Below are 20,765 nucleotides of genomic sequence, written 5' to 3'. Positions count from 1 at the left end.
CTCTCATAATTATGAATACTGGTCATCCGTCTTTATTCCCTGTTTGTTTTTTTCATGAAGATTTGTATTGAACAAATCATATATGATATTATTCTTCTTTACCCTGGCATCAAAAGGAATAATGACTTCACCGTGTTTCAGGATTCCCATACCGGAATTACAGCCGTTCACGTATTTCAACTGTGCTTCCGGAATCCCCGCTACCCGTGAAAGCTCCTGGCTGTCCACATTTGCCTGTTTTAACAAAGCAATAAATTCAGAGTTCGCCAGCATGGTTACGGCTGTGTAATTCTGGAGCATATCAGAAATATTCTGGGTGATGGCGGTACACAAGCCGCCTTGTTTCCTTACTTTTTTCCACAGGGAATAGAGAAATTTTCCCGAATATTCACTGCGTCCAGAATGTTCCCCGGTTCCCAGCAACACATGGCACTCATCTATGTATAGCCATGTAGCTCTTCCTTTTTCTGCATTTCTGGCAATCCGTGCCCGGACATTTTCCAGCATGACCAGCATCGCAATCGCACTCAGCTCTTTTCCAAGATCACGGATTCCATAAACAATGAACCGGTTGTCTACGTCTAAATTGGTTTGATGGTTGAAAATATTCAAGGAACCGCTTACAAACAGCTCAAGCCCCAAGGCAATATCCCTGGCTTCCTCCTCTGGCTGCTTCATCAGCAGGTCATAAAAATCCGACATAACCGGCACATATTTTTCCTTGCTCATGGCAATATCCAGATACAGCTTACGGATACAACGGTCAATGATGGATTTATGCCGGCTGTTTAGCATTTCCGACATCGCCTGCTCACACAGACCAAGCATAAATTCGCCCTTATCTCGGATCAGTCCTTTACTGTCGGCAAGGTCCAATTCATTCACATCAAGCCAGAGCGGATTTATATAATTCTGGGTGTAATTTGACAGGTTGATGCATACACCCCCTAAGTTCTGGGCAATATCAAAATACTCCAGTGTCGGATCGATGACGATGATATCATCACCTGTCTGCAAATATACCCCCAACATCTCGGACTTACAGAAAAAGGATTTTCCACTGCCGGGTACGCCAAATACCATAGCGTTTCCATTGGTCAGTTTTTTCCGGTCTGCCACGCACAGGTTTTTAGAAATCCTGTTCGTTCCATAACATAAGCCCGTGGGTTCATAAATCTCCTGCACATTAAAAGGCATTAAAGCCGCGATATCCCGTGTAAGCATGGTGCGCATGGTTTCGACTTGTCGCACCCCTACGGGCAGAGCAGTATTTAATGCCTCTCGCTGTTGGAGATGATGTACCTCCATATTACAGAGATATTTGTTTCCTATCGTCTGGATTGTCTCTGTAATACTGTTAAGTTCTTCCCTGGTATCCGCAATCAGTACCATATTTACACCTGCAAAGAACAGGTTCTGGTCATTCTCCCGTACATCGTCCATCAACGCTTCCAGGGTTTTCTTTTCCACTTTCTTTCCATAACTGATGTCACTTGCAAAGTCATTGTTTTTATTACGGACACGCTGCTGGCGTAAAATATCTGACTCCACACCCAGATATTTTTTCTGCAATGTTCTTGTTGTCAGGTCCTTTGGCACAGGCACAATATCTATAGAGGTGATACTGTGTACAGGAACATTGGTAATTTCATTAATGAAAGTGTCCGGCAGGCTTGTCGGATACCTTCTGATGAATACAGCCCTGCAGATTTTCCGGTCTGTTTCAAAGTCATTCGGGGAATACTTAATCATGGAACCGCAGATATCATTTTTGTAATCTGTTTTACTTTTTACATACGCATCAAAATCAAAAGAAAATGTTTCTTCGTCACCAATGCGATAAAAATTATACAGAACCCGGAGCCGTTCCGCCGCGTCAAGCGGCTCCAACTTTGAGCCTATCGCATGGAATTCTTGCTGCATCCCTCCTTCAAAGGTATTAAAAAATGCTTTTGCCTGTTCATAATCTTTCCGTTCCACAGTAACCGTAAGAAAGCGTTCCTGTTCAATCCCCTGTTTTCCCGCTACAATCCGTTCCTCTACGATATCATTGTAAACGTCCCGAAGATGGTCATAGCCATCATCTTTATCTGGTATCAGGACATTCTGCCTGAACTGGCTCATGTTCCTGTTTTTGTTGTATATTGTAATCTTAAAAGCAACATCAATCGCATTAACCAGCTTGCAATACTGCTTTAAGATTTCATACTGGTCTCCCTCCGACACCGTGACATAATTTATGTCAGCAAAACGGTATACCCTGCTGTACCGGTTCTTTGTATTCTCAAAAATACCATCCTTTGCAATCCTCAGAATCTCAATCTGCTGCTGAACACTCTTCGGGGCTGCAAACAATGGTTTGTCCGCTTTTTTTAACTGTATGAAACGATCTGTAAAAATTCCCACTTCCGTAAACCTCCTTTAATCCAAGGCAGGCTACGGGAAGTAGTTTAGCGAATCCCGTAACCTGCTGGTCGCTAAACTACTTCCCACATATGTGGGATTATTTCATATCTTTTATTTCATGAGCCTAAAGGCAAGTATCCCTGCCACTGCCACAACTAAAGCCCCCACTGTCAGTAGGATCATGCGCTTTGCTTTTTTCTTTACCATGTTAAAATCCTCCTGTCCGTCAGACAGTCCTTTTTTTTCTTTTTTCTGCTGCTGTGTAGCAATTTTCTGCTCTTCTCCATAGGCGTCCTTTATCCAATCCACATTTTCCGTGGACTGGTATAAACAGGGCTTATTGAAAAAAGACATCTGGACCATTCTCCCCACCGTCTGCCAGAAACTAAGCCCATTGTGATTATAAAATCCTGTGAGTGCAATCGGCACCACAACAGGCGTTGCCAGATAGCACGCTAATGTCATGCCGATTTTATCGTATAAACCGAGTACAATTCCCGCTCCCGCCCCCAGGGACAGGACGCTGAATGTAAATTGCTTCACGGTCAGCCCCATCAGGAAGCTCTCCTTATAGTGCTGTAAATCCCTGCTGATTTCGATATCCATTTATCTCACCTTACCTTTCTTTACATTTTCAATCCTCTTTTTCCCCTCTTCAAAATATTCCTGACTAATCTCAATTGAGATGGAATCCCGTTCTGATTCAAGGGCAGCTTCCGCAAGGGCAAAGGAACCAGCATATTGGTCCAATACCAGTTCTTTTTTATCTGTAACAAATTCCAGTATCTGTTTTAGCAGTTCCACCGGCTTCTCCGATTGATGAACCCTATCAGCTTTTGAGATTGGCTGAATGTCAAAAGCCGTAGGAAGCATCCCTTTCGCTCCGGACATATAGTGTTTCATCTCCGGTTCTGCCTTGTCCTTCTTTGCGTCCGGTCGCATATCACGCGCACGTCCTTTTGAAAAGAGCAGGATATCCTCAGTATTTTTTGCCTTCCGCCCCGTATTGGCAACGATTGTACCCTTCCGCCATGCCACCTTCGCGTAATATTCAAAGCCGCTTTCCTTCGCCATGGCCTTCACCTGGTAAAGATATTCGTAATTATCACCGTTTTCCTCCGGCAGAAACTCCACGAGGAAGTGCCCCTTCTTTAGAACACGGAATTTTTCGTCCAAATCCTGCTGTGTGTACTGGAACAAATCATAGGAGGCAAAGTCCCGGTTTCCCCCTTTTAAACTTTTTTTCAGCAGATATGGGTGGTCAGTGATAATTGCGTCAATGCTGTTATCCTCAAGGAAACTCAGATCACGTCCATTTCCCTGTATGAGCATGCAGGTAATATCCTCATTCTCTGCATTTTTCTTCGTAACCGTATAGACGCCTTTGGCAACCCGTTTAAAAAGACCTTTATTAATCCCTTCGTAGATACGCGCCCGGATGCTGGGTTCCTTTACATCCTTTTCCGCATACTGGTATACACATTCCTTTGCATCTTTCAGGGAAAATTGCTCCACGTCTGCGAAATACTCAAATAGCGTCATTTGTATGCTTTTATCCTGCGCCGCTGTTTCCACACCCAAAGCCTCCTTTACTTACAGCCCCAGGGCCTTGCTTGTCAGGCTCTGGGCGCCCTTTACACTTCCCACAGTCAGGGCAACCGTGAATGTCATTTCTCCCAGATAGATCAAAGTCTTTGTCCAATCTGCATAGTCTCCTGTAAATTGTGGTAATCCTGAACTGATAAACGTATTGCAAAGAATAATCGCCAAAGCCATAGTCACCGCCTCAAAAACTACGCTTATGAAATACTTCGTAAACTGTACGCTTGTGGCACTCACTCCCCGATTTCCTGCAACCGTTGCATAAGCGATACTGCCAAACGGTACGATTACAAGTATTTTTAAAAATCGGAAATAAACATTATAAATAAGGAAAAATCCGCAGATCAAAATAATCAGGCTTAAAAATACCGCCAGGATTAAAAATACAAGGCTTTCCACAAATCCCAGATTCTTGATAATATCTGCCTGCGCCGGGTCTATCGTAACCTGTGTGGCTTCACTCCCTCCAATCAGTCCGACAAGATTCCCAACACTTGTAAATATGGCTTTCATAATATCGACGTTGTATACCACCAGCCACTGCGCGATTCCAATCCTGATCAACATACGGAGAATCACTTCAAACCGCATCTCTTCCCGCACATCTACACTTTCCGAACAAAAACCAATCACAAAAAATAAAACAACCAGGCTTGAACCAACAGCAACGAAAATCGGTTCAATCCCGGTTATAACTCCCCATGGGCCGCCTCCTTTGAAAGAAGTCGGGGACTGCCCCAGCAGTTCAAACACCATGTTCACCTGCCCGTTCCAAAAGCCGAACACGACCTCAAGAAGCGAAAGGATTGCCTCGCCCAAATTAAAAATATCCATTTACCATCACCTCATTTCCGTATTTGGATATTATGATTACTAGAGTATCATTTAAAATAATTCTTTTGAAAGAACAAAAGCCTTGAAATTTGTTTGCATCACTACCTCCTTAGATGCGGCAGCTTATATTTACCCGTCTCCGTGTAAAACTCCGGAAGTGCATACCCCGGTGCGAGCAGTGAATTGTCCGATTTAATTAATCCTTTATCCAACATATCATTGATAACTTCAGCCGTTTTCAAATGAAAAAAACTAATGGCATCATAACCAACACAGATAAGAATATCCTCCTTAAATTCAGCCATAGGATTGTATAACCATGTTTTTTCACACTTTTCGTGATTTAATTTCATGGCTTCGATTACCTTTTCCTCGTATGCTTCCAGGTTTTTCTCATAATAATCTTTCGCTTCAAGTTCAGTAAGAATATAGGCTGCTTGCAAATCAATGGCCCCTTTATAGTGAAAGGTTTTACCGTTCCGCAATTTTTTCGCTATATCAGCCAGTGAGTCAGGATATATATTACCCGATATCTCCAAATCCCTTATCCGCAAATGTTCCTCTCCCTTTGCAACATAAAACTCGTTTGCATGATATCCTAATTGAGTATAGAAATTTGGGTTTTTTTCTCTGTAATCGGTATCCACCTGGAATCCCAGGCTTATGAATAAATTTTTACACTCTTCTCTACATTCCTGACTGGCTTTTGCCTTTTCAAGTAAATTGTCTCCTATATCAACAAAAAAAACTACGCGCCTTAACTCCAGCATAGTGTTCCCTCCACGTTTTCATTAAAACAGCACAATCAACTGATACCCAGGAACGTGAGGACTGTACTAATCCCCGCCATAATCAAGCCGGCAACGATGCCCTTTATCGCAGAATTCATGGAACTCGAATCCTGCTGCTGGTAAGACTGGGCAAACTCCATTACGTTTTTTGCAAGGATAATCACGCCAACGGCACCTATGATGGCAATTACGAGATTCTTCAGATTATTCAAAGGTGCCGTCACCACTTCCGCGCCAGACGCATATACATTTGTTGTATATAACATGGTTGCCATGGCTGCCCCAGCGGTTATACTGCTGATTCTGTTAATCATTTTTTTTGCTTTTTTCTTTTTTTCAGTCAAATTCTTCACTTAAAATCTCCTTTTCTTTAAAAAAGGGCGCAAAAATAGCAGGTATAAAAGAACCTGCTGCGTGCGCCCTCTATTTTTTGCAACAGATTCCCATATATCTGCCATCTTAGGCATAAGAAATATAGGGAAAATTAAGATTCTTGATGGCCGGTCAGTTGTTCGCGTATTTCACGCATTTGTCCGGCACTTTTATCTGATTTAAAGTAAGTCAATATATCCTGGTAGGAAAGACCTCCTACCAATCCAAGACGTATTTCTTCTAACTGCTCTAATGTATAATCATTATTTATTAGCATTTCATTAAACTGCTCTTCTGTAATCTGTCCCAAATCCTGCTTTTCTATATTCTCGATTTCAGTTATTTTGCGGTTCTTTTTCAGTTCATCTTCTGAAAATATCTTTGCCGGCATATCAGGTTCCTGCAATGACAGCAATTCGTCCAGTGTTATTTCATCTATCTGAACATTCAGCCCCTGGTCCCTCTGGCGTTCATAATATTCAAAAGACTGCCGGTTCAGCAATTCGCAGGCTGGCACTGTACTTTTCTCACGGATTGGTGTATGATGATATGGTGGTGCGCCTCCATCAAACGTCTCCTTGAAAAGAGGATGCGCCGGGGTATTGTATTTTGAATCTACAATCGGGTCAAATCCCCGGATAAAGATCAGGCACTTTTTATTATCCAGCTTTCTGGCCTCATCCGGTGTCAGTAGTTCCCTTCCCAGCACATCAAAGTTCCGGCTGCTGCTGCCATTTTTTCCTCTTGTTTCACCAGAACTCCGCTTATCTACCGTAGCCTTCCCGAGCATCTTAGAAATATAATCGTGTGTACTCTGTTCATTCCCGCCAAGGTAGACCAAAGTGTCACAGTTCCCCGGGATGACCTCCCATGTCTTTTCAAACAATGCTTTAATCTGCGCAAGGTTCTGTATAATAATGATCGATGAAATTTCTCGTGACCTCATGGTACTAAGTAAACTGCAATAATCATCCGGTAATGCAAATGGCAATAGGTAAACCTCTGGCACTGCCGCCTCGGGTTTTTCCCCTGCCCCGCACCGTGCATGATAGTTTCCCATCACACGGCGCTCCCCCGACTAAGAACATAATCTCTTAGTATCGGCTTGAGGCTATCCCTCCACCGCTTATTATCACGGTTTCCCTGGTACTGTGCCTCTACTCTCACAACCACTAATGCACTTATTATAGAAGTTTTTCTCCCCCTTCCTTTTCGCTGCAACTACGATACTTTGTCGCTGATACAGTCAGCTCCCGTATTGGCTGCTTTCCACGTTCCACATAACTTAGGATTGCTACCACTTAGGCCGCTCCTTTAGCCCTGCAAGCATTATCTTCAAGGAAAATCCTCAAGATACCTATGCCCTATAAGCACAGAAGGCATTTCATACTAACAAATTTTACTTTGCCCCGCCTGCGTACCCCTGGTACACCTGCATTTCTACAGGCTATTTGTTTAGAGCCGTACATTCGGAACTTTGTCAGACCTCCTTTGGGTCATTCTAGCCATATGGCAGCCCCACCCGCACTGTCACACACAACTCATACCTCTATGAATCTTTCCTCGCCTTTCAGCGTTAGGGTGTGCTTCGCACGACTTTCCCGCGCTTATAACCCCAGCCACTGTATCTGGCTGACGCTACTCGGAGTATCAGTGAATCCCCTTCCGGGCGTTACCCCATCATTTGAGATTTCAGTTATGCAGTTCTCCAAAGCCATTCATGGCTTCAGGCTGCGGTTTTGTCGGTTATTTCTACCGTTTTGGACGCAGAACGTGTCACACCATTAGCAAACTCATCAAGCATAAAGGTCACATGGATTGGTAATCTTCCTTCGTAAATAAAGTCAGCCTGGAAGTACAGTTCCTGGAATATCTGGCTGTAAAGCAGCCCTACAATGCTGTTGTTCGATTTATCGGAATCCGGAATCACACAAAAAAGAGCTGTTTTTGTCTTTCCGTCACCATTTCTTCCCACCCCTATCTCCGGGATATTGATATCATCATGGTCCAGGATACGGAGGATTTGTGGATTTTCCAAAAAAGCCAGTCTGGAATTTGCACTGATTACAATACTCCGGACCGTATCAGCCGCTCCTCTGATTACTTTATAATACTGTTTGACTGCTGGATGATTGCTTCCCTTTTTACGCTCCAGGCGCTTAATCCTGCGGTCTAAGTCCGATGGCGAGCCATCATCACGTACCTCTGCTTCTCCCAGTAATTTCAGTACCGTGGAAAAGTTCTGTTCACTTTTGGGGCATTCCAGCCAAACATAGTAGAACAGCGCCTGCAGGTATAGCGACTCTGCTTTCTCCCAGAAGGGATCGCTGCTCTGGGAGTTTTTCGGGGTTGTATTGGCGATCAGGTTTGTAATTAATTTTACGACATCTGATTCCTTCCGGATATACATAAATGGATTATAGCAGTCAGACTCTTCCATGTTCAGCAGATTCAGGACTTTGACAACATAACCGTGTTTCTGTAAGAATCCCCCGCAGGCTTTTAAAATTTCCCCTTTCGGATCAGTGATTATATAAGAAGAACGGTTAAGCTGTAATAAATTAGGCTTACAAAAGAAGAAACTCTTTCCCGCTCCACTTCCCCCGATGACCAAAGTATTCAAGTTCAGCTTCGTTTTACGCGAATCCATCCTCATACGGACATTTTGGCTTAGTATGCGGTTCTCTGTCTCGTCCTTCTCGGCTAACACCTGATTCACCTGTTTGATATCTGCAAATTTGGCTGTACCATATTCTTTTCCCGGCATATAGTTTTTCCTGCTGGTCAGATACATGGCAATCGCAATCATATATACGAATTCTGCAAGTAATATCCCCTTAAAAGTTGTATCATTAAAGTAATTTCCAAATGGGCGGGCCATAACCATGTTAAGACGCTCCATAAAGGTATTGATATCAATCCCCTGTTCCCAGATGCCATTAAGAAGATACCCGCCATATGCCGCCAGCACACCACCAAGTACAATCAGCCAGACAGAAGTTTTTTTCTTATTTTCCATTACCTTCCTCCCCGCTTTTTCAGTTGGCCTGCCATCTGCAGTTTCCGGTTTTCTTCTTTTTTCTTGTGCAGCATGTCTCTGGTTTCCTTTAAGACCGGATCATAACTCTGGCTGTATAGCTCTTCACCGGTGCGTTTTCCAATCACCTGCCCCTCGTTATTCACCACACTGTATTCCTTATCCTTCTGAAGATTTGTAAATATGGTCCTCTTCTCCTCACTGATATGGGATATGGAATTTTTATCTATCCACAGGTACTCATTCTTTTTGAACGGAATCCGTGTGAGAATTCTCTTTTCAGTCTCTTCCACCGCAAGGCTCCTGGCAATAAAAATCTGATGGATATTTGGATCGTCTCTGACAGCTTCCTTTGCATGCTGCAGTACCTTCCTCTGGCGGCTATTCATCTCAGACATCTGCTTCTGTGCAGCCTCTGCCTTATGCGGCTGCTCCATCCCCCGCACAATAGGCTCCATGTCCTCCGCATGCTGCCATTTTCCCTGTTTCTCATACGCAGCAAACTCCTGTTTGTCCATTTTAAAGGCCATGCTGCCATCGTCATTGATCTCCAGGATTCCCAGGCTTTCCATATATTTCAGTACAGGCTCTACTTCCGCCCATGGCATATCTATGGCATTACTGATTTCCCCAACACCCGCCCCTGGTGTCTGTGCCAGATATGTCCCAACTGCCTTAAATCCCCATGGAGAGATGGACTGTTCTTTAGGGGCGCTCTGCTTGTTTGGGTCCGACATATCCTTCTTGTCTATCCCGTAAGTCTCTTTCAGTTCCTTCTCCTCCCCGTTATCCAGATAATCCTGGATTGATTCAATCTTGCTCCCCTCGATGTCCCCCATGATTTGATTCACTCTAGGTGTGGCATCAGAATGAAAAAGGATTTCACTTTTACCATCCGCTTTATTGATATCTGGAAGGAGTGCATAGCGGATTTTATATTTATCAGCCAGCTTTTTCACCTTATTAATATCAGTCGTATCAAAACGGAAAACCTGCAAATCGCCTCCTGTTTTAAGAAGGTCTTTTACGGTTGTCCTTCCGGATAAACGTTCCATCTCCACCAACCTGCCGATGAATTTTCCAATATCCTTAGCCGTATGAAGCCCGCCTCCGACAATTTTCATGAATATCTCAATTCCCTCAAATGACACCCGCAGGATTTGGGTAGCTTCCTGTATTTCTCCTATAGAACTCACCTCCTAACTGCTTCATTCTCTTTTTTCTTTTCATCTTCGCGTTTCCGCAGCTCCTCCAGCATCCGGTCCAGTTCATAGTCCACATTCTTATCCTGCAGGATTTTCACAAGTAACTGATTTGCTATTTCCTGATTGATATTTGCCACTTCTAACTGTATGATATACTCTTTGATTCTCTCCTGCAGTTCGCTCCCGCCCCGGATGGCATACTGCTCTATAATCCCAGCCTCCAGGTTCCCCTGGGATTTTTCCTTTTCCCTGACCGCAGCGATATGAATGACCGCATCATGCACACAGTCTAAGTCCTGCTGATGGAACGCATAACCTAAAAGTATCCTTTTATCCTCCTGGGTAAATACAAAGTCCTGCTTTTCCATTAAATCCATCATTTGGTAGCACTCCCGGACCATTCTGATATTTAATGACACCACACCAGCCTCACGCATCTGTATGTCTCCTTTCCCGTACCAGCAGCATAATCTCACGCATTTTCCGCATTTTATCAGCAGTCAATTCCTTTTTGATAATCCGCTTTACTTCATCATCGGCCAATCCTGAATCAAAGGCAGACCTGACTTCTTCAAGTTGTTCTGACGATAATCCTTCCGCAGCGATTTTATCCAGAATATCCGATGTCTTCTGCGGGAACAGCTTCTCAAGGATAGTTTTTTTTGTCTGCGGCGGCTGCGGTCTCCAATAAGATGGAGGAACGGTAGGTGCAGTTACCTTCTCTGTCTTTCCCTCAACCACTTCGGCATTTGACCGTGTTCTTGCCGCTGTAAGTTCCTCCTCCAGCTTCTTTATCTGTGTTTCCTGCACCGCAGCTTCTTCCTGCAGTTTTTTGATCAAACTGTCTTTATCTTTTAGGTTCTCATATAAATCCTTAATCTCCTGGTTTTTCTCGTCCAGGACGTGTTCTTTCACCAGTGTTGAGAGCACCTCAAACTTCTCGTTATTCTCTTTAAACTGCTGCAGAGATGTCTCCATCATTTTTATCAGGTTTTCTGTATACTCCTTAAACGCCGCGCCTTCTGCGGAATTACCAGCATTCTTTTTGGCCTCAATCAATTGTGTCCTCATTTTTTTCATCCGGCTCGCCGGCAGATCCGGTGTCGCATAGGACATGATTTCTTCCTTCGTAAGCCCAGAGACGGAACCAGAAACAATTTCCGGTATCTGGTACTGGTCAAATGTGCCCTGACAGCACAAATCAACCAGTTCCCCGTCTACATCTTCAAGCATTGCAAAAACGGTCTGACGCATCTGCTCCGCATTAAGCTTTGGGATTGCAACCCGCCGCACGTCTTTAATGCCCAGCCCGTATTGGAAAGCCATCTGTATTACTTCAATCTGGTCCGCCCCCCAGCTTTTTACGGCACTCTTCTAAATATTTCTGTTCTTCTATTGTCATATCTGCCTCCTGCAATAAAAAAAGACAATCCAATCGGCTGCCTCTCGATTCATTTCTTATCTTACTTTTGGGGAATTTGCTTTATTTTTCTGTTTTTCCGCCTTACCTTCCTGCCAATCCTGGGATACTGGTTCAAACTCGCTTTTTCCATGTTCCTCAAGCCATCCCCTAATATCGTCAATCGGTGTTACAATAATTTTTTTCATGAAATCATTCGCAGCTATGGCCTGATATCCTGCACCCTGGTTCAAGATAATCATTTTTTCTGCATATTCCGAAATCTTACTATACTGGGTGTGGCTTTCCAGCAATTTGATTTTTTCACGAAAAGACGCAATGAATAGCTTATATGGCATGGATAGGCATGTAATGCCTCGCTCCTCTGCAAATTTTAGTGCGTCTGTATAACTTTTTTGTTCTGATTCAGTCACTTTCCCATCATTGTCGAAAAATTGATACTTCAAATTATTCCTCCTATATATCAAGCAATCCCCTACCGTACCTTTCCTGATCGGGCCGGAACCTTATCCGTTATATTCTCTAAAGAAGAAATAAGAGCCATAATTTTTTCACTGTGAACTTTTTCCAAAACAGTCTCTAAATAGTCTATGATGTCCTGGCGCTTTTCCCGGTCTCCAATATCCCTGTAGATACGTCTTACCGGATCGGACTGGTTGTCCCCGGCTCTCATGTATCCTGCATCAAGATAATGGATAAAGTCTGTTTCCTTCATCACTTCGTTCAGTTCCCATGCCACTTCCGCCATTTCTTCCTTCTTATCTGCTTTCCTGACAGCTCCGACCTCATCTAATTTATCTGCCAGACTCACGCCCTGCTTTCTGTCCTGGTCTGGTAAGAGCGAAGAACGGTACATCAAAAAGCAGGTTAGATGGTCCCTCAATCTATGATTGTCTAAGACCGCTCTAATCCCAGGTATTTTCCCCCCTGCTGGTACTAAATCACGGAAGCTCTCAATATATGCGTCTCCCAGCTTACATTCCAAAAGATATTTTTTTATTTCAGAAGCCAGTTTTTCCAGTTTATCCTGCTCATAGATCACGACTTTCTCCTCCTCTTTCCCTGCTTTTCTGCTTGTCTCTGCTCTGCATTCTCTCCTTTTGCTCCTGCATGATTTTCTTCCCTATCCTCTGCTGTCGTCTTACCTCCGCAAGAACCTCATTGAGCCGGCGATTTTTCTCCTGGAAATTCAGGTACAACCGCTCTGCTGATTCAAACGTGTACCCCATATCCAACAACTGCGTTTTTAGCTGCTCTGCCTGCAGGTATTCTCCCTTAAATTCCTGATACCCCTCCTCATATAAAGAAACCTCAACCTTCAGTTCCTGGAGCTTTTCCCAAAGCTCAAATATCTCTGTATTGGCTTCACGGTTCTCTTTTTGGTTCTTTTTCTCCTGCCTAAGCGATTTTGCCTGTTCAGCCAATGCTTTCCTGATATTTTCCAAGTCCTTGTCTGTATGTATCTGATAAGCCGAAATGAAATTATATTTCTCCTGTATCTCATGAAGTTTCCGGATATCTTCTTTATATTTCCAAGCATCGGAATAAGGCTGTTTTTTTAGGACGCCCAGCCGGTATAACTTTGTAAAATACATCTTCTGGTATCCAGTCAATGGGGACTTTCTTCTGGGAATATAACCAGTCACTTTTTTGACTCTGGGCGGCAGTTCCAATACTGGCTCCGGCAGTTCCTTTTCTCTTGCAGATATGGGGATACTTAGCCGTTCCCGTAATTTTTCTTCTGTGTAATCGCCGCCCAGGGTATCCAGCCTGCGTCCCTTATCCATACCTGGCGGCTTTAACAGAATATGCGCTCCCTGTTTTATCTCATATCCCCGTTCCTCCACTCCAATAAGGAACTCATCCCAGTTTTCCGCCTCGGCCGCCACCTGGTCGATGTCACGGCGGATCATATCATTCCAACTAAATTTACCATCTTTACCCTGGTCCCAGATGCGTTCCTTTTTTTTCTTTCTGTTCTGACGTACTTTATCCATGTCCAGCGTTGCCATATGGTACTCTTCACAGATTTTGTTGACAAGCGGCTGTATGATTTTGTCCCAATCACCATTTCGGTAATCATATTTCTTCCCTTCTCCAATACAGCGGACACTATTAAATGCAATATGGCCGTGGATATGATCGGTATCATCATGAAGCGCATAGACTGCCTCAAACTCTTTTCCAAGGTACTCCTCTACAAATTTCCCTATAATCTTCATGGCAACATCTTTATCAACGGTATCTGCCGCCTCTTCAAATGAGATAATGATATGGTATCCCTGGCGTCCCCCCATCTTATCGTACCTTCGCTTAGTGTTCAGCATTTGTTTCAGTGCAGTCTCCGGCAGACAGTTATGGCCTGAAACATACAACCCATTTTCAGTTTTGCTGTCCTTCGTAATATAATTAATCGTATTTGCGAGATGCTTTGCCTGAAATCCCGATTTTGCACATCCCATATGCAGAATTTTACTGATAGCCATACTTAATTACCCGCTATGTCCAAATGGCTGACTACCTGCATGACTGCCTCCTTGATCTGCTTCATATAAACATACAGACGTTTTTTATCGGATTCATGGTATAAGCCGCTGTTGTTGTTTTTGACAATTTGGTTGATGTTTATCCCGATATGGTTTATCTCATTCGTGAGATTCTGTAATGCTTCCAGAAGTTCCGGATAATCTCTGGGGCGGTTGGTTATCAGCATCCTCAGATACTGCGAATCGGATAGCCCTCTCTCTTTTGCCTTCCTGTTCAGCTCCTCCAATTCCTCGCATGACAGCCGAATTTCTTTCCGGCAGTTCATCTTTTTTACGCTTCTCAGTCTCTACTCACATCCTTTCATCGAATAAACAGCAAAAGAAAAGGAAGGAACCACAGCAATCAGCTATATTCCTTCCCTCTTGATACTTTACTTATCATCTTACTGATCTCCGCCCAGCCGTGATATCCACGGGAGGCAGGATTTCCTGTATCTTTCCACGCAGCTCCTTTTGATAATAGGTCCTCTGGAAAGCGGCATTTAGTATTTTCTCGTCCGCTTTCAATCCTTCCAGGGTTTTATGAAGAATTTGCCATTCAGAGTGTCTGCTTAACTTAAAATAGTCCCTGGTATCAGATATCATCTTGTAGTTCTGCTCACACGCAGCATCAATCACCTGGTCAATATCCGTCTCCAAAGAATCACCAGATTCCATGTCCACCTTATACAATTGTCCGTGGCCGTCTGTTTCTAATGTATAGCCACTTTTAGTTGTATACCCCACTACCTGTTCAGCCTCCGCGCGGGTAAGTGGAAAAAGTATATCAAACTCGTCAAGATATTCCATTAATTTTCCAGATGTTTCAATTCGTCCCAAATCATCCCCTTCTTTCCATAATTCATTCTATCAGCGGGAATTTTTCTTCGCCGGTGTCGCTTTTTGATTTACCTGTTTCCATAAGGAGGTCTGTTCATATATATCGTCTAACAGCCTCTCATCTTTTTTTAGCTGTTTTATCCTGTCTATGATTTCCCTCTCTTCACTGCTTCCAGCTTTCTCTTCCAGTCTCTGTCTGGAATCTAAGATGAATTCATTGTTCCATTCACAGGCAAGGAATGTAACCTCGTCCATGGTGATTTCTTCTATTTGTTCTCCCTCTAAATCCACCCAATAGAGCTGCCCTTTTTCATCTACGTGTAGCCCATAGGCACTTCCCTCCATATAGTCCAACAGAACCTGGGCATGTTCCTCATTCAGTGAAAATGGTATAGAAAAGTCATCGAGATAGGCCAGCAGTTCCGTGGCCGTATTCAATTGTTTCAAATAATGCCTCCTTGCCCGGTATCCTACCGGCTATGTCCTGATAGCGGCTTCTTATCCTTGTTTTCATACTTTTTTAATACCGCCAGAATCTCACTTATTTTTTTACGGGCCGTCTCCGGAAGTTCCCCCATCTCAGCATTTCGCAGAAACTGCGCTTCGGTCTTCCTTCCATATAATGTTGCCAGCCTGCCGTATGTCTCTTTTGCCAGGTCAACTTCGGTATCTCCAGACTGCAGCTTTTCCGCCCAAACCTCCGGCATATGATCCCGGACTAAAATACAGATATCGCAGGCAGCCTGTTGTAAATCCGTGCGCTTTAAAATAGGTTCCTTTTGATCAATAGACCATATACCATTCAGCATGTCCTGCGCCAATCTCAAATCACGCTCATCTGTTCCATTTAGGATTGTATCCACAACCTTCTGTAGCTGCTGGTACTCCTCATCCATTCCCTGTAAAGGAATACTCTTATTTTTATCCAGTCTCTCCATAATGTCGCACACCTCCAAGCCAACAGCTTTTTGTATGGATTCCTTTGTGATGTTATTTTCCCTGCAATATTCCAGATAAGTTTCCAGTCCCCCTAAATATGTAATTTCCTCCAATGGGGTGTCAGCCAGTTCCTCCCATGTATCATAATGGCCCTCTATTGTCATGGCTGCTATCGTACAATCATCAAATTCCAAGTCATAGAACAGGTCATCATCTGTACTGCACATTCCAATCCGGTAAATATCAGGCTGGTCTTCCTTAGCGTACACATTGAAAAATAACCTGGCTTCATCGGTACTCGCAACTGCTGCATATTGGTATGGGCTGCCCTTCACCCTGTCCTTGTTCAAGATATACAGCAGGGTGTATTCTCCAAAGTGGTTTCGTTTCAGATACTCCTTACTGTCATAGATCAATCTCTCAGTTTCTGTCTGTTTTGCTTCCATATTCCACCTCACCTATTTCTTTATCAACGGCTGTTGTGTCTGCTCTCCAGGTGCGGTTTATAAGCAGAGTCCTGTTTTTCCAGTTCTGCCATCTTAAATAAATCTAATACCTCCCACCCAGTAGCAGCCTTAATAGCCGCTGCTGAAATGTTGTTTTCTTTACAGTATTCCAGGTAATCCGCTACCCCCATTTTATGGGGGATTGCTCCAATGCCCCACCTGCTCAGTTCCTCCCAGGCGTCCAAATGGCCGTCCATTGTCATTGCAGCAATTTTGTACCCTTCCTCCAGCAGCCCAAACAGATATTTATCTGTATATGCGTATCCAATATTAAATTCAACAGTCTTATGCGCAGAAGGAGAAAAACTAACAGCCCTGTCCTGCCCATATTCTGCCAATCCCTGATAGGTGTCCTCTCCGTGCGCCTCCATTTTTAAAATATGATAGATAATGGCTCCCTGGTACTTTTGCGAATCCAAAAACTCTTTGTTTTCACAAAGCACTTTGAGTACATCCATCTGGGGGTTTTGTATCTTTGGGGGCAGACTATTTAATTCCGTCAGGACTCTTGCAATCTGTATTTCCAGCCCATATTCTGGCTGCTTGCGTTTCAGATAGTCAAGCCAGAACTGCATAAATTCCTGTTTCTTCTCTGGATTATTTATTTCCCTGCACATTCTTTCCACCGCATGTGCCTCTGATTCTCCGGGTAAGCGCGCTGCATTCCATTCCCCACCCCCAACAGCGTTCAGCATATTGCAGATATCCCTGGATAAATCCTTCCCCATTCCCAGTTCTCTCACCTCATGTATCCCTGATGCTTCAAACTTTTCCGGTTCATATTTCAATGTCCTGTCTCCTCTTTTCTAAATAACCGTTATAGCCATTTTTCTTACCCTGCCCTTTACATGGCGGTTTACCTGCCATTTCAGTTTTTTCACTATCGAGTCCTTTTTCTGTCTGCCTGGCTCACATGATTCATATAATCCTGCTTCTGTAATTTTACCTCATCAAGCAGATCTCCTACACTCCATCCGATAGACGCTGTAATAGACGCCGCTGTGATATTTCTTTCTTTACAGTAAATAAGGTAATCCTCAAATCCCTCTCTATGGGGCAACGCGTCGAGGCCCTCCCTGTCAAGTTCGTCCCAGACATTAAAGTGGCCATCCATCGTAATCGCCGCTATTTTATAGCCTTCTTCCATCGGTTTAAACAGATCCTCATGAACCGATGTATCACCTATATAAATTTCAGTAACTTCTTCCTTAGAAATAGAAAAATAGACTGCCATTTCCTGCTCATATTCAGCAACTCCCTTGTAACTGACGGCCCCATCCTGTTCTTTTTTTAGGATATAGTAAATACTGGCATCATGATACTTTTGAGAATCTAAAAATTTTTTATTTTCTACGAGTACCTTAATTCTCTCCATAAATGGAGTTTCCATGTGCGTAAATCCTTTGTTTAGTCTTGTTAAAACTTCCGCAGCCTGTATTTCCAGTTCATATTTGGGCCTCATACGTTCCAAATAGTCAATCCAGAATTGCATGAACTCACGCCGCTTCTCCGGATTCTTTATCTCCTGATAGGTACGTCTCACTACGTCCGACTCCGATTCTCCTGGTAAACGCATCGCTTCCCATTGCCAGTAATCAACAGATTTTGTCATTCTGCATATATCCCAGGCCAGATTTTTCAAAAAGTCCGACTCTCTATTTTTGTCAGGATATCCATATTCCCATAGTTCTCCGATCAAGCCTTCTGTCTGCCTTGTAACCTCAATGCTTTTTGCACGGCTGACCTTATATAAGTAATCAATAAGCAGCTTCCTGGCATCCGCAAACCGGAGCGTATCCAGAACATTTTCGGTTTGGTTGTAAGGATACGGCTTATAGAAAAATGGGGTAAAAATGTCTCCCAATGGTCCTCTCTTCATGAATTCGTCCACGTAATCTTTTAATCGTTCAAATTCCTCTGGTTCATACCTCAATACTCTGTCTCCTTTACATTCTGTATTATCTATTTTTCTGTCTGTCCTGTTTGGGAATGTCCTCCTTTTTCTGATGCTCTTGTTCGGAAGTTTTCCCCCATATAATAAAATGGCAATATTCGCTTTTATGGTTCTGCAAATATTCCGCCAGTTCGAGAAATCCCATTTTTAGTGCAATTTTCGTAACTGCAGTCACGTCAAACATATTGGTTTCACCAGTATCCCTGACCACCAATATCTGCTCTTTCACAATAGGTTCTATTACAGTTCCAGCTCCTTCCCTTTTCTTTTTGCCCTCTTTACTTCTGAAAATCTAAGGGGCCGGTCCGGACTGGCTTTGCCAGTCCTCTGCAAGATACGGATTTTGCCGTACAAAATCCATCTTGTTAGGGGAGATCCCCTAATACCCCCATATCAGCCTCAAAAAGCTGATATCATTCACAATTTTTTGCTATCAATTCCGCGGATATTACGCGAAAATCTGATAGCAGAAAAGGGAAACTGACAGCAGTTTCCCCTCAAATCACATACTGCCTGCTATCAGCTTCATATATCTGATAGCAGGCAGTATGGAGTATGATATCATCAAAGGCTTTGTGATATCACATTCCAAGGTTATCTGCTATCAGTCAATTAAACCTGATAGCAGAATTCCACTTTTGTTTTTGATACTAGGTTGCCGCATTTGATAGCATCCCTTGACCTGCTGTTTAAAATAGTTCTGTTTTTCCCAATCCATTCTGCATTGATGTTCTTTATATTAAGATTTTATATCTCTGTCATTGACGGTTCCCATAAAATCGTTCCAGTGCTTTCTCGAAGGCACCTATCCCGGAAAAAAAGCTTCCTATCTTTACATCTTCAAACAGGTAAGGCATAGCGCTATATAAAGCTTCAAAAATACTGGTTAAGACATTCACTACAATCGAATTTCCTGCCTGCTTATATGCCTGGCTGTTACTGATGCCCGCTTCCAGGACCTTCTGGTAATCTTCATCATCAAAACCCATCAGCCTGAAGCACTCTAATGGTGTAAGCCGCCTGATACGAAGGATTGATTCCAGCCTGCACAGGGAATTTCCCTGCGCAGTGATTGTCGGGCAGATGGTCCCATGTCCCTGTACCCGGCCCCGTTTTCCGGCAGCATTCGGATAGGCGATATTTACAACTCCCTCTGCCATACATTCCTCGTAGCCTTTTACGGTGTCCTGCCGCACCAGAATGATGTTATCCTTCTGTACGGAGGTAATCGCATAGCTGCACCAAGGCTTATCCTTTAGTTCCAGGTGCTGTTCGACTCTTCCCTCTTCATTATATCTTCCACGGATTGCCCCCACTTGCAAAATCTTTGTCTGGTCGTGGCTCGCAAGCTGGGTATTGGCAGTTCCCATCCCTGATAGTATAACACTCTGTTGGGAATTTCCAATACTTCCGACCACGGCTATTTTATTTCTTCCGGCACCGCTTGCCAGCAAAGTAGGGCTGGAACCGATTGCAGAGTATACCCTGCCAGTCTGGGGATCGCCAAGATACCCCTGAACCTGTCCAACTTTATACAGTTTATTTTCCCACTGTTTCAGTTCCTCTTCCCCAGGCATATACAGAAGCGCTTTCCGCTCCTTCATGTCTGTAATCAGTTTCTGCACTTTATCATCTGACAGATAATATTTCTCATCTACCTCATCTTCAAGGATATCCATCAGCCGCCTCCCGTTTTCCATTGGCTCTGGGAATACGAATTTTCCATTATCACATTCCTTTTTAATCAGGACGAGGTATACCCGTTCCCGGTTTTGCGGAATCCCATAATTTTTCGCGTTCAATATCTTCCAATAGGTGTTGTATCCATATTCCTGCAATTCCTGCTCAAATAGACGGAATGTGCTGTTTAGAAACCTTGCCTGAACAATATTTTTTACATTCTCATAAATTCCAAACATCGGCTTTACTTCCCGGATAACCCGAAGCCACTCTACAAGGAGAGAGGACCTTGTTTTATCCAGATTCTTTGAGCCGCATTTTTCACAAAAATCCCGTTTGCTCCAATGTACCTGCAGCGGGTTTACCTCATGCCCGCAATCTCTGCACCTCCAGACGGAACCGGCCAGCTTCCCACTTAGGGAGAAATCCTGACACGGGCTTCCACCGCAGATAAAGTTGAAATAAGGTAGCTTTTTCTCATCAACTTTCGTAATATCCCCAAGGTTGGCACTCTCGTCAACCCCATGTATGGCGCAATAACTTTTTACTGCATATTTGTCAAACTCACAAAAATTTATTAATTTATAATCCAATTCCCTTCTTAGAGGGTGTAGCTACACATTTTACCCGGGATTACCTCTTACCTCCTTTCAA

At 43.5% G+C, this 20,765-nt stretch carries 20 protein-coding genes and 2 pseudogenes; all 22 read right to left on the bottom strand.

All coding sequences use genetic code 11. The features are described 5' to 3' along the window. Positions 1–9: 9 nt before the first annotated feature. Positions 10–2,406: a VirB4-like conjugal transfer ATPase, CD1110 family gene (locus ANCC_RS01365; RefSeq protein WP_006567789.1), complete on the bottom strand. Its 2,397-nt coding sequence runs from the start codon at positions 2,404–2,406 to the stop codon at positions 10–12. Positions 2,407–2,517: 111 nt separating this feature from the next. Then, the gene (locus ANCC_RS01360; protein ID WP_006567790.1) at positions 2,518–3,012 is read right to left on the bottom strand and encodes a PrgI family protein; all 495 of its coding nucleotides are present in this window, start codon (positions 3,010–3,012) and stop codon (positions 2,518–2,520) included. Further along, positions 3,013–3,981, bottom strand: coding sequence for a DNA-methyltransferase (locus ANCC_RS01355; RefSeq protein WP_006567791.1), 969 nt, complete (start codon positions 3,979–3,981; stop codon positions 3,013–3,015). It abuts the gene before it with no gap. A gap of 18 nt (positions 3,982–3,999) precedes the next feature. Then, complete coding sequence (locus tag ANCC_RS01350) at positions 4,000–4,842, bottom strand: hypothetical protein (RefSeq protein ID WP_006567792.1); 843 nt, start codon at positions 4,840–4,842, stop codon at positions 4,000–4,002. A 101-nt stretch (positions 4,843–4,943) separates the two neighbouring features. After that, a complete protein-coding gene (locus tag ANCC_RS01345) occupies positions 4,944–5,612 on the bottom strand; it encodes a hypothetical protein (protein ID WP_006567793.1) in 669 nt (222 codons plus the stop codon). A gap of 35 nt (positions 5,613–5,647) precedes the next feature. Next, positions 5,648–5,947, bottom strand: coding sequence for a hypothetical protein (locus ANCC_RS01340; protein WP_025531137.1), 300 nt, complete (start codon positions 5,945–5,947; stop codon positions 5,648–5,650). Positions 5,948–6,566: 619 nt separating this feature from the next. Continuing rightward, positions 6,567–6,987, bottom strand: a pseudogene (locus ANCC_RS18040) (type IV secretory system conjugative DNA transfer family protein); the annotation flags it as partial. A gap of 801 nt (positions 6,988–7,788) precedes the next feature. Next, positions 7,789–9,024 (bottom strand): annotated as a pseudogene (locus tag ANCC_RS01330) (VirD4-like conjugal transfer protein, CD1115 family); the annotation flags it as partial. Further along, positions 9,024–10,238 carry a PcfB family protein gene (locus tag ANCC_RS01325; protein ID WP_006567797.1) on the bottom strand — a complete coding sequence of 405 codons (1,215 nt, stop codon included), beginning with the start codon at positions 10,236–10,238 and terminating at the stop codon, positions 9,024–9,026. The gene ANCC_RS01325 and the pseudogene ANCC_RS01330, both read right to left, overlap by 1 nt. Next, the gene (locus tag ANCC_RS01320) at positions 10,235–10,684 is read right to left on the bottom strand and encodes a hypothetical protein (protein WP_006567798.1); all 450 of its coding nucleotides are present in this window, start codon (positions 10,682–10,684) and stop codon (positions 10,235–10,237) included. Before ANCC_RS01320 ends, ANCC_RS01325 begins: the two co-directional genes overlap by 4 nt. Further along, entirely contained in the window at positions 10,677–11,573 is an 897-nt protein-coding gene (locus ANCC_RS01315) for a hypothetical protein (RefSeq protein ID WP_006567799.1), read from the bottom strand. Before ANCC_RS01315 ends, ANCC_RS01320 begins: the two co-directional genes overlap by 8 nt. A gap of 132 nt (positions 11,574–11,705) precedes the next feature. Then, positions 11,706–12,113, bottom strand: a complete 408-nt coding sequence (locus ANCC_RS01310) for a hypothetical protein (RefSeq protein WP_006567800.1) — start codon at positions 12,111–12,113, stop codon at positions 11,706–11,708. Between the two features lie 29 nt (positions 12,114–12,142). Further along, positions 12,143–12,709, bottom strand: coding sequence for a hypothetical protein (locus ANCC_RS01305; protein WP_006567801.1), 567 nt, complete (start codon positions 12,707–12,709; stop codon positions 12,143–12,145). Continuing rightward, complete coding sequence (locus tag ANCC_RS01300) at positions 12,699–14,153, bottom strand: relaxase/mobilization nuclease domain-containing protein (RefSeq protein ID WP_006567802.1); 1,455 nt, start codon at positions 14,151–14,153, stop codon at positions 12,699–12,701. The genes ANCC_RS01305 and ANCC_RS01300 overlap by 11 nt, the downstream gene beginning before the upstream one ends. A gap of 2 nt (positions 14,154–14,155) precedes the next feature. Beyond that, complete coding sequence (locus tag ANCC_RS01295; RefSeq protein WP_006567803.1) at positions 14,156–14,479, bottom strand: plasmid mobilization protein; 324 nt, start codon at positions 14,477–14,479, stop codon at positions 14,156–14,158. A gap of 112 nt (positions 14,480–14,591) precedes the next feature. Continuing rightward, a complete protein-coding gene (locus ANCC_RS01290; protein WP_008724729.1) occupies positions 14,592–15,032 on the bottom strand; it encodes a hypothetical protein in 441 nt (146 codons plus the stop codon). Between the two features lie 30 nt (positions 15,033–15,062). Beyond that, positions 15,063–15,479, bottom strand: coding sequence for a hypothetical protein (locus ANCC_RS01285; RefSeq protein ID WP_006567805.1), 417 nt, complete (start codon positions 15,477–15,479; stop codon positions 15,063–15,065). Positions 15,480–15,502: 23 nt separating this feature from the next. Further along, complete coding sequence (locus ANCC_RS01280) at positions 15,503–16,417, bottom strand: hypothetical protein (protein ID WP_006567806.1); 915 nt, start codon at positions 16,415–16,417, stop codon at positions 15,503–15,505. Between the two features lie 23 nt (positions 16,418–16,440). Further along, positions 16,441–17,265 (bottom strand): hypothetical protein, encoded by an 825-nt coding sequence (locus ANCC_RS01275; protein ID WP_006567807.1) that lies wholly within the window; start codon positions 17,263–17,265, stop codon positions 16,441–16,443. Positions 17,266–17,357: 92 nt separating this feature from the next. Next, a complete protein-coding gene (locus ANCC_RS01270; protein WP_006567808.1) occupies positions 17,358–18,410 on the bottom strand; it encodes a hypothetical protein in 1,053 nt (350 codons plus the stop codon). 25 nt (positions 18,411–18,435) lie between these two features. Further along, positions 18,436–18,660 (bottom strand): DUF5049 domain-containing protein, encoded by a 225-nt coding sequence (locus tag ANCC_RS01265; protein ID WP_006567809.1) that lies wholly within the window; start codon positions 18,658–18,660, stop codon positions 18,436–18,438. A 529-nt stretch (positions 18,661–19,189) separates the two neighbouring features. Continuing rightward, positions 19,190–20,704: a DNA (cytosine-5-)-methyltransferase gene (dcm, locus tag ANCC_RS01260; protein WP_006567810.1), complete on the bottom strand. Its 1,515-nt coding sequence runs from the start codon at positions 20,702–20,704 to the stop codon at positions 19,190–19,192. Positions 20,705–20,765 lie beyond the last annotated feature (61 nt).

Source organism: Anaerostipes caccae L1-92, assembly GCF_014467075.1.
Taxonomy (GTDB): domain Bacteria; phylum Bacillota; class Clostridia; order Lachnospirales; family Lachnospiraceae; genus Anaerostipes; species Anaerostipes caccae.
The sequence above is the reverse complement of the archived record's forward strand: the minus strand, read 5'-3'. Positions and strand labels throughout refer to the sequence as shown.

Coding starts and splice junctions, on each gene's coding strand:
- ANCC_RS01360 (WP_006567790.1), bottom strand. CDS start 3,012: ATGGATATCGAAATCAGCAGGGATTTACAGCACTATAAGGAGAGCTTC.
- ANCC_RS01350 (WP_006567792.1), bottom strand. CDS start 4,842: ATGGATATTTTTAATTTGGGCGAGGCAATCCTTTCGCTTCTTGAGGTC.
- ANCC_RS01345 (WP_006567793.1), bottom strand. CDS start 5,612: ATGCTGGAGTTAAGGCGCGTAGTTTTTTTTGTTGATATAGGAGACAAT.
- ANCC_RS01340 (WP_025531137.1), bottom strand. CDS start 5,947: ATGATTAACAGAATCAGCAGTATAACCGCTGGGGCAGCCATGGCAACC.
- ANCC_RS01320 (WP_006567798.1), bottom strand. CDS start 10,684: ATGCGTGAGGCTGGTGTGGTGTCATTAAATATCAGAATGGTCCGGGAG.
- ANCC_RS01315 (WP_006567799.1), bottom strand. CDS start 11,573: ATGGCTTTCCAATACGGGCTGGGCATTAAAGACGTGCGGCGGGTTGCA.
- ANCC_RS01300 (WP_006567802.1), bottom strand. CDS start 14,153: ATGGCTATCAGTAAAATTCTGCATATGGGATGTGCAAAATCGGGATTT.
- ANCC_RS01295 (WP_006567803.1), bottom strand. CDS start 14,479: ATGAACTGCCGGAAAGAAATTCGGCTGTCATGCGAGGAATTGGAGGAG.
- ANCC_RS01280 (WP_006567806.1), bottom strand. CDS start 16,417: ATGGAAGCAAAACAGACAGAAACTGAGAGATTGATCTATGACAGTAAG.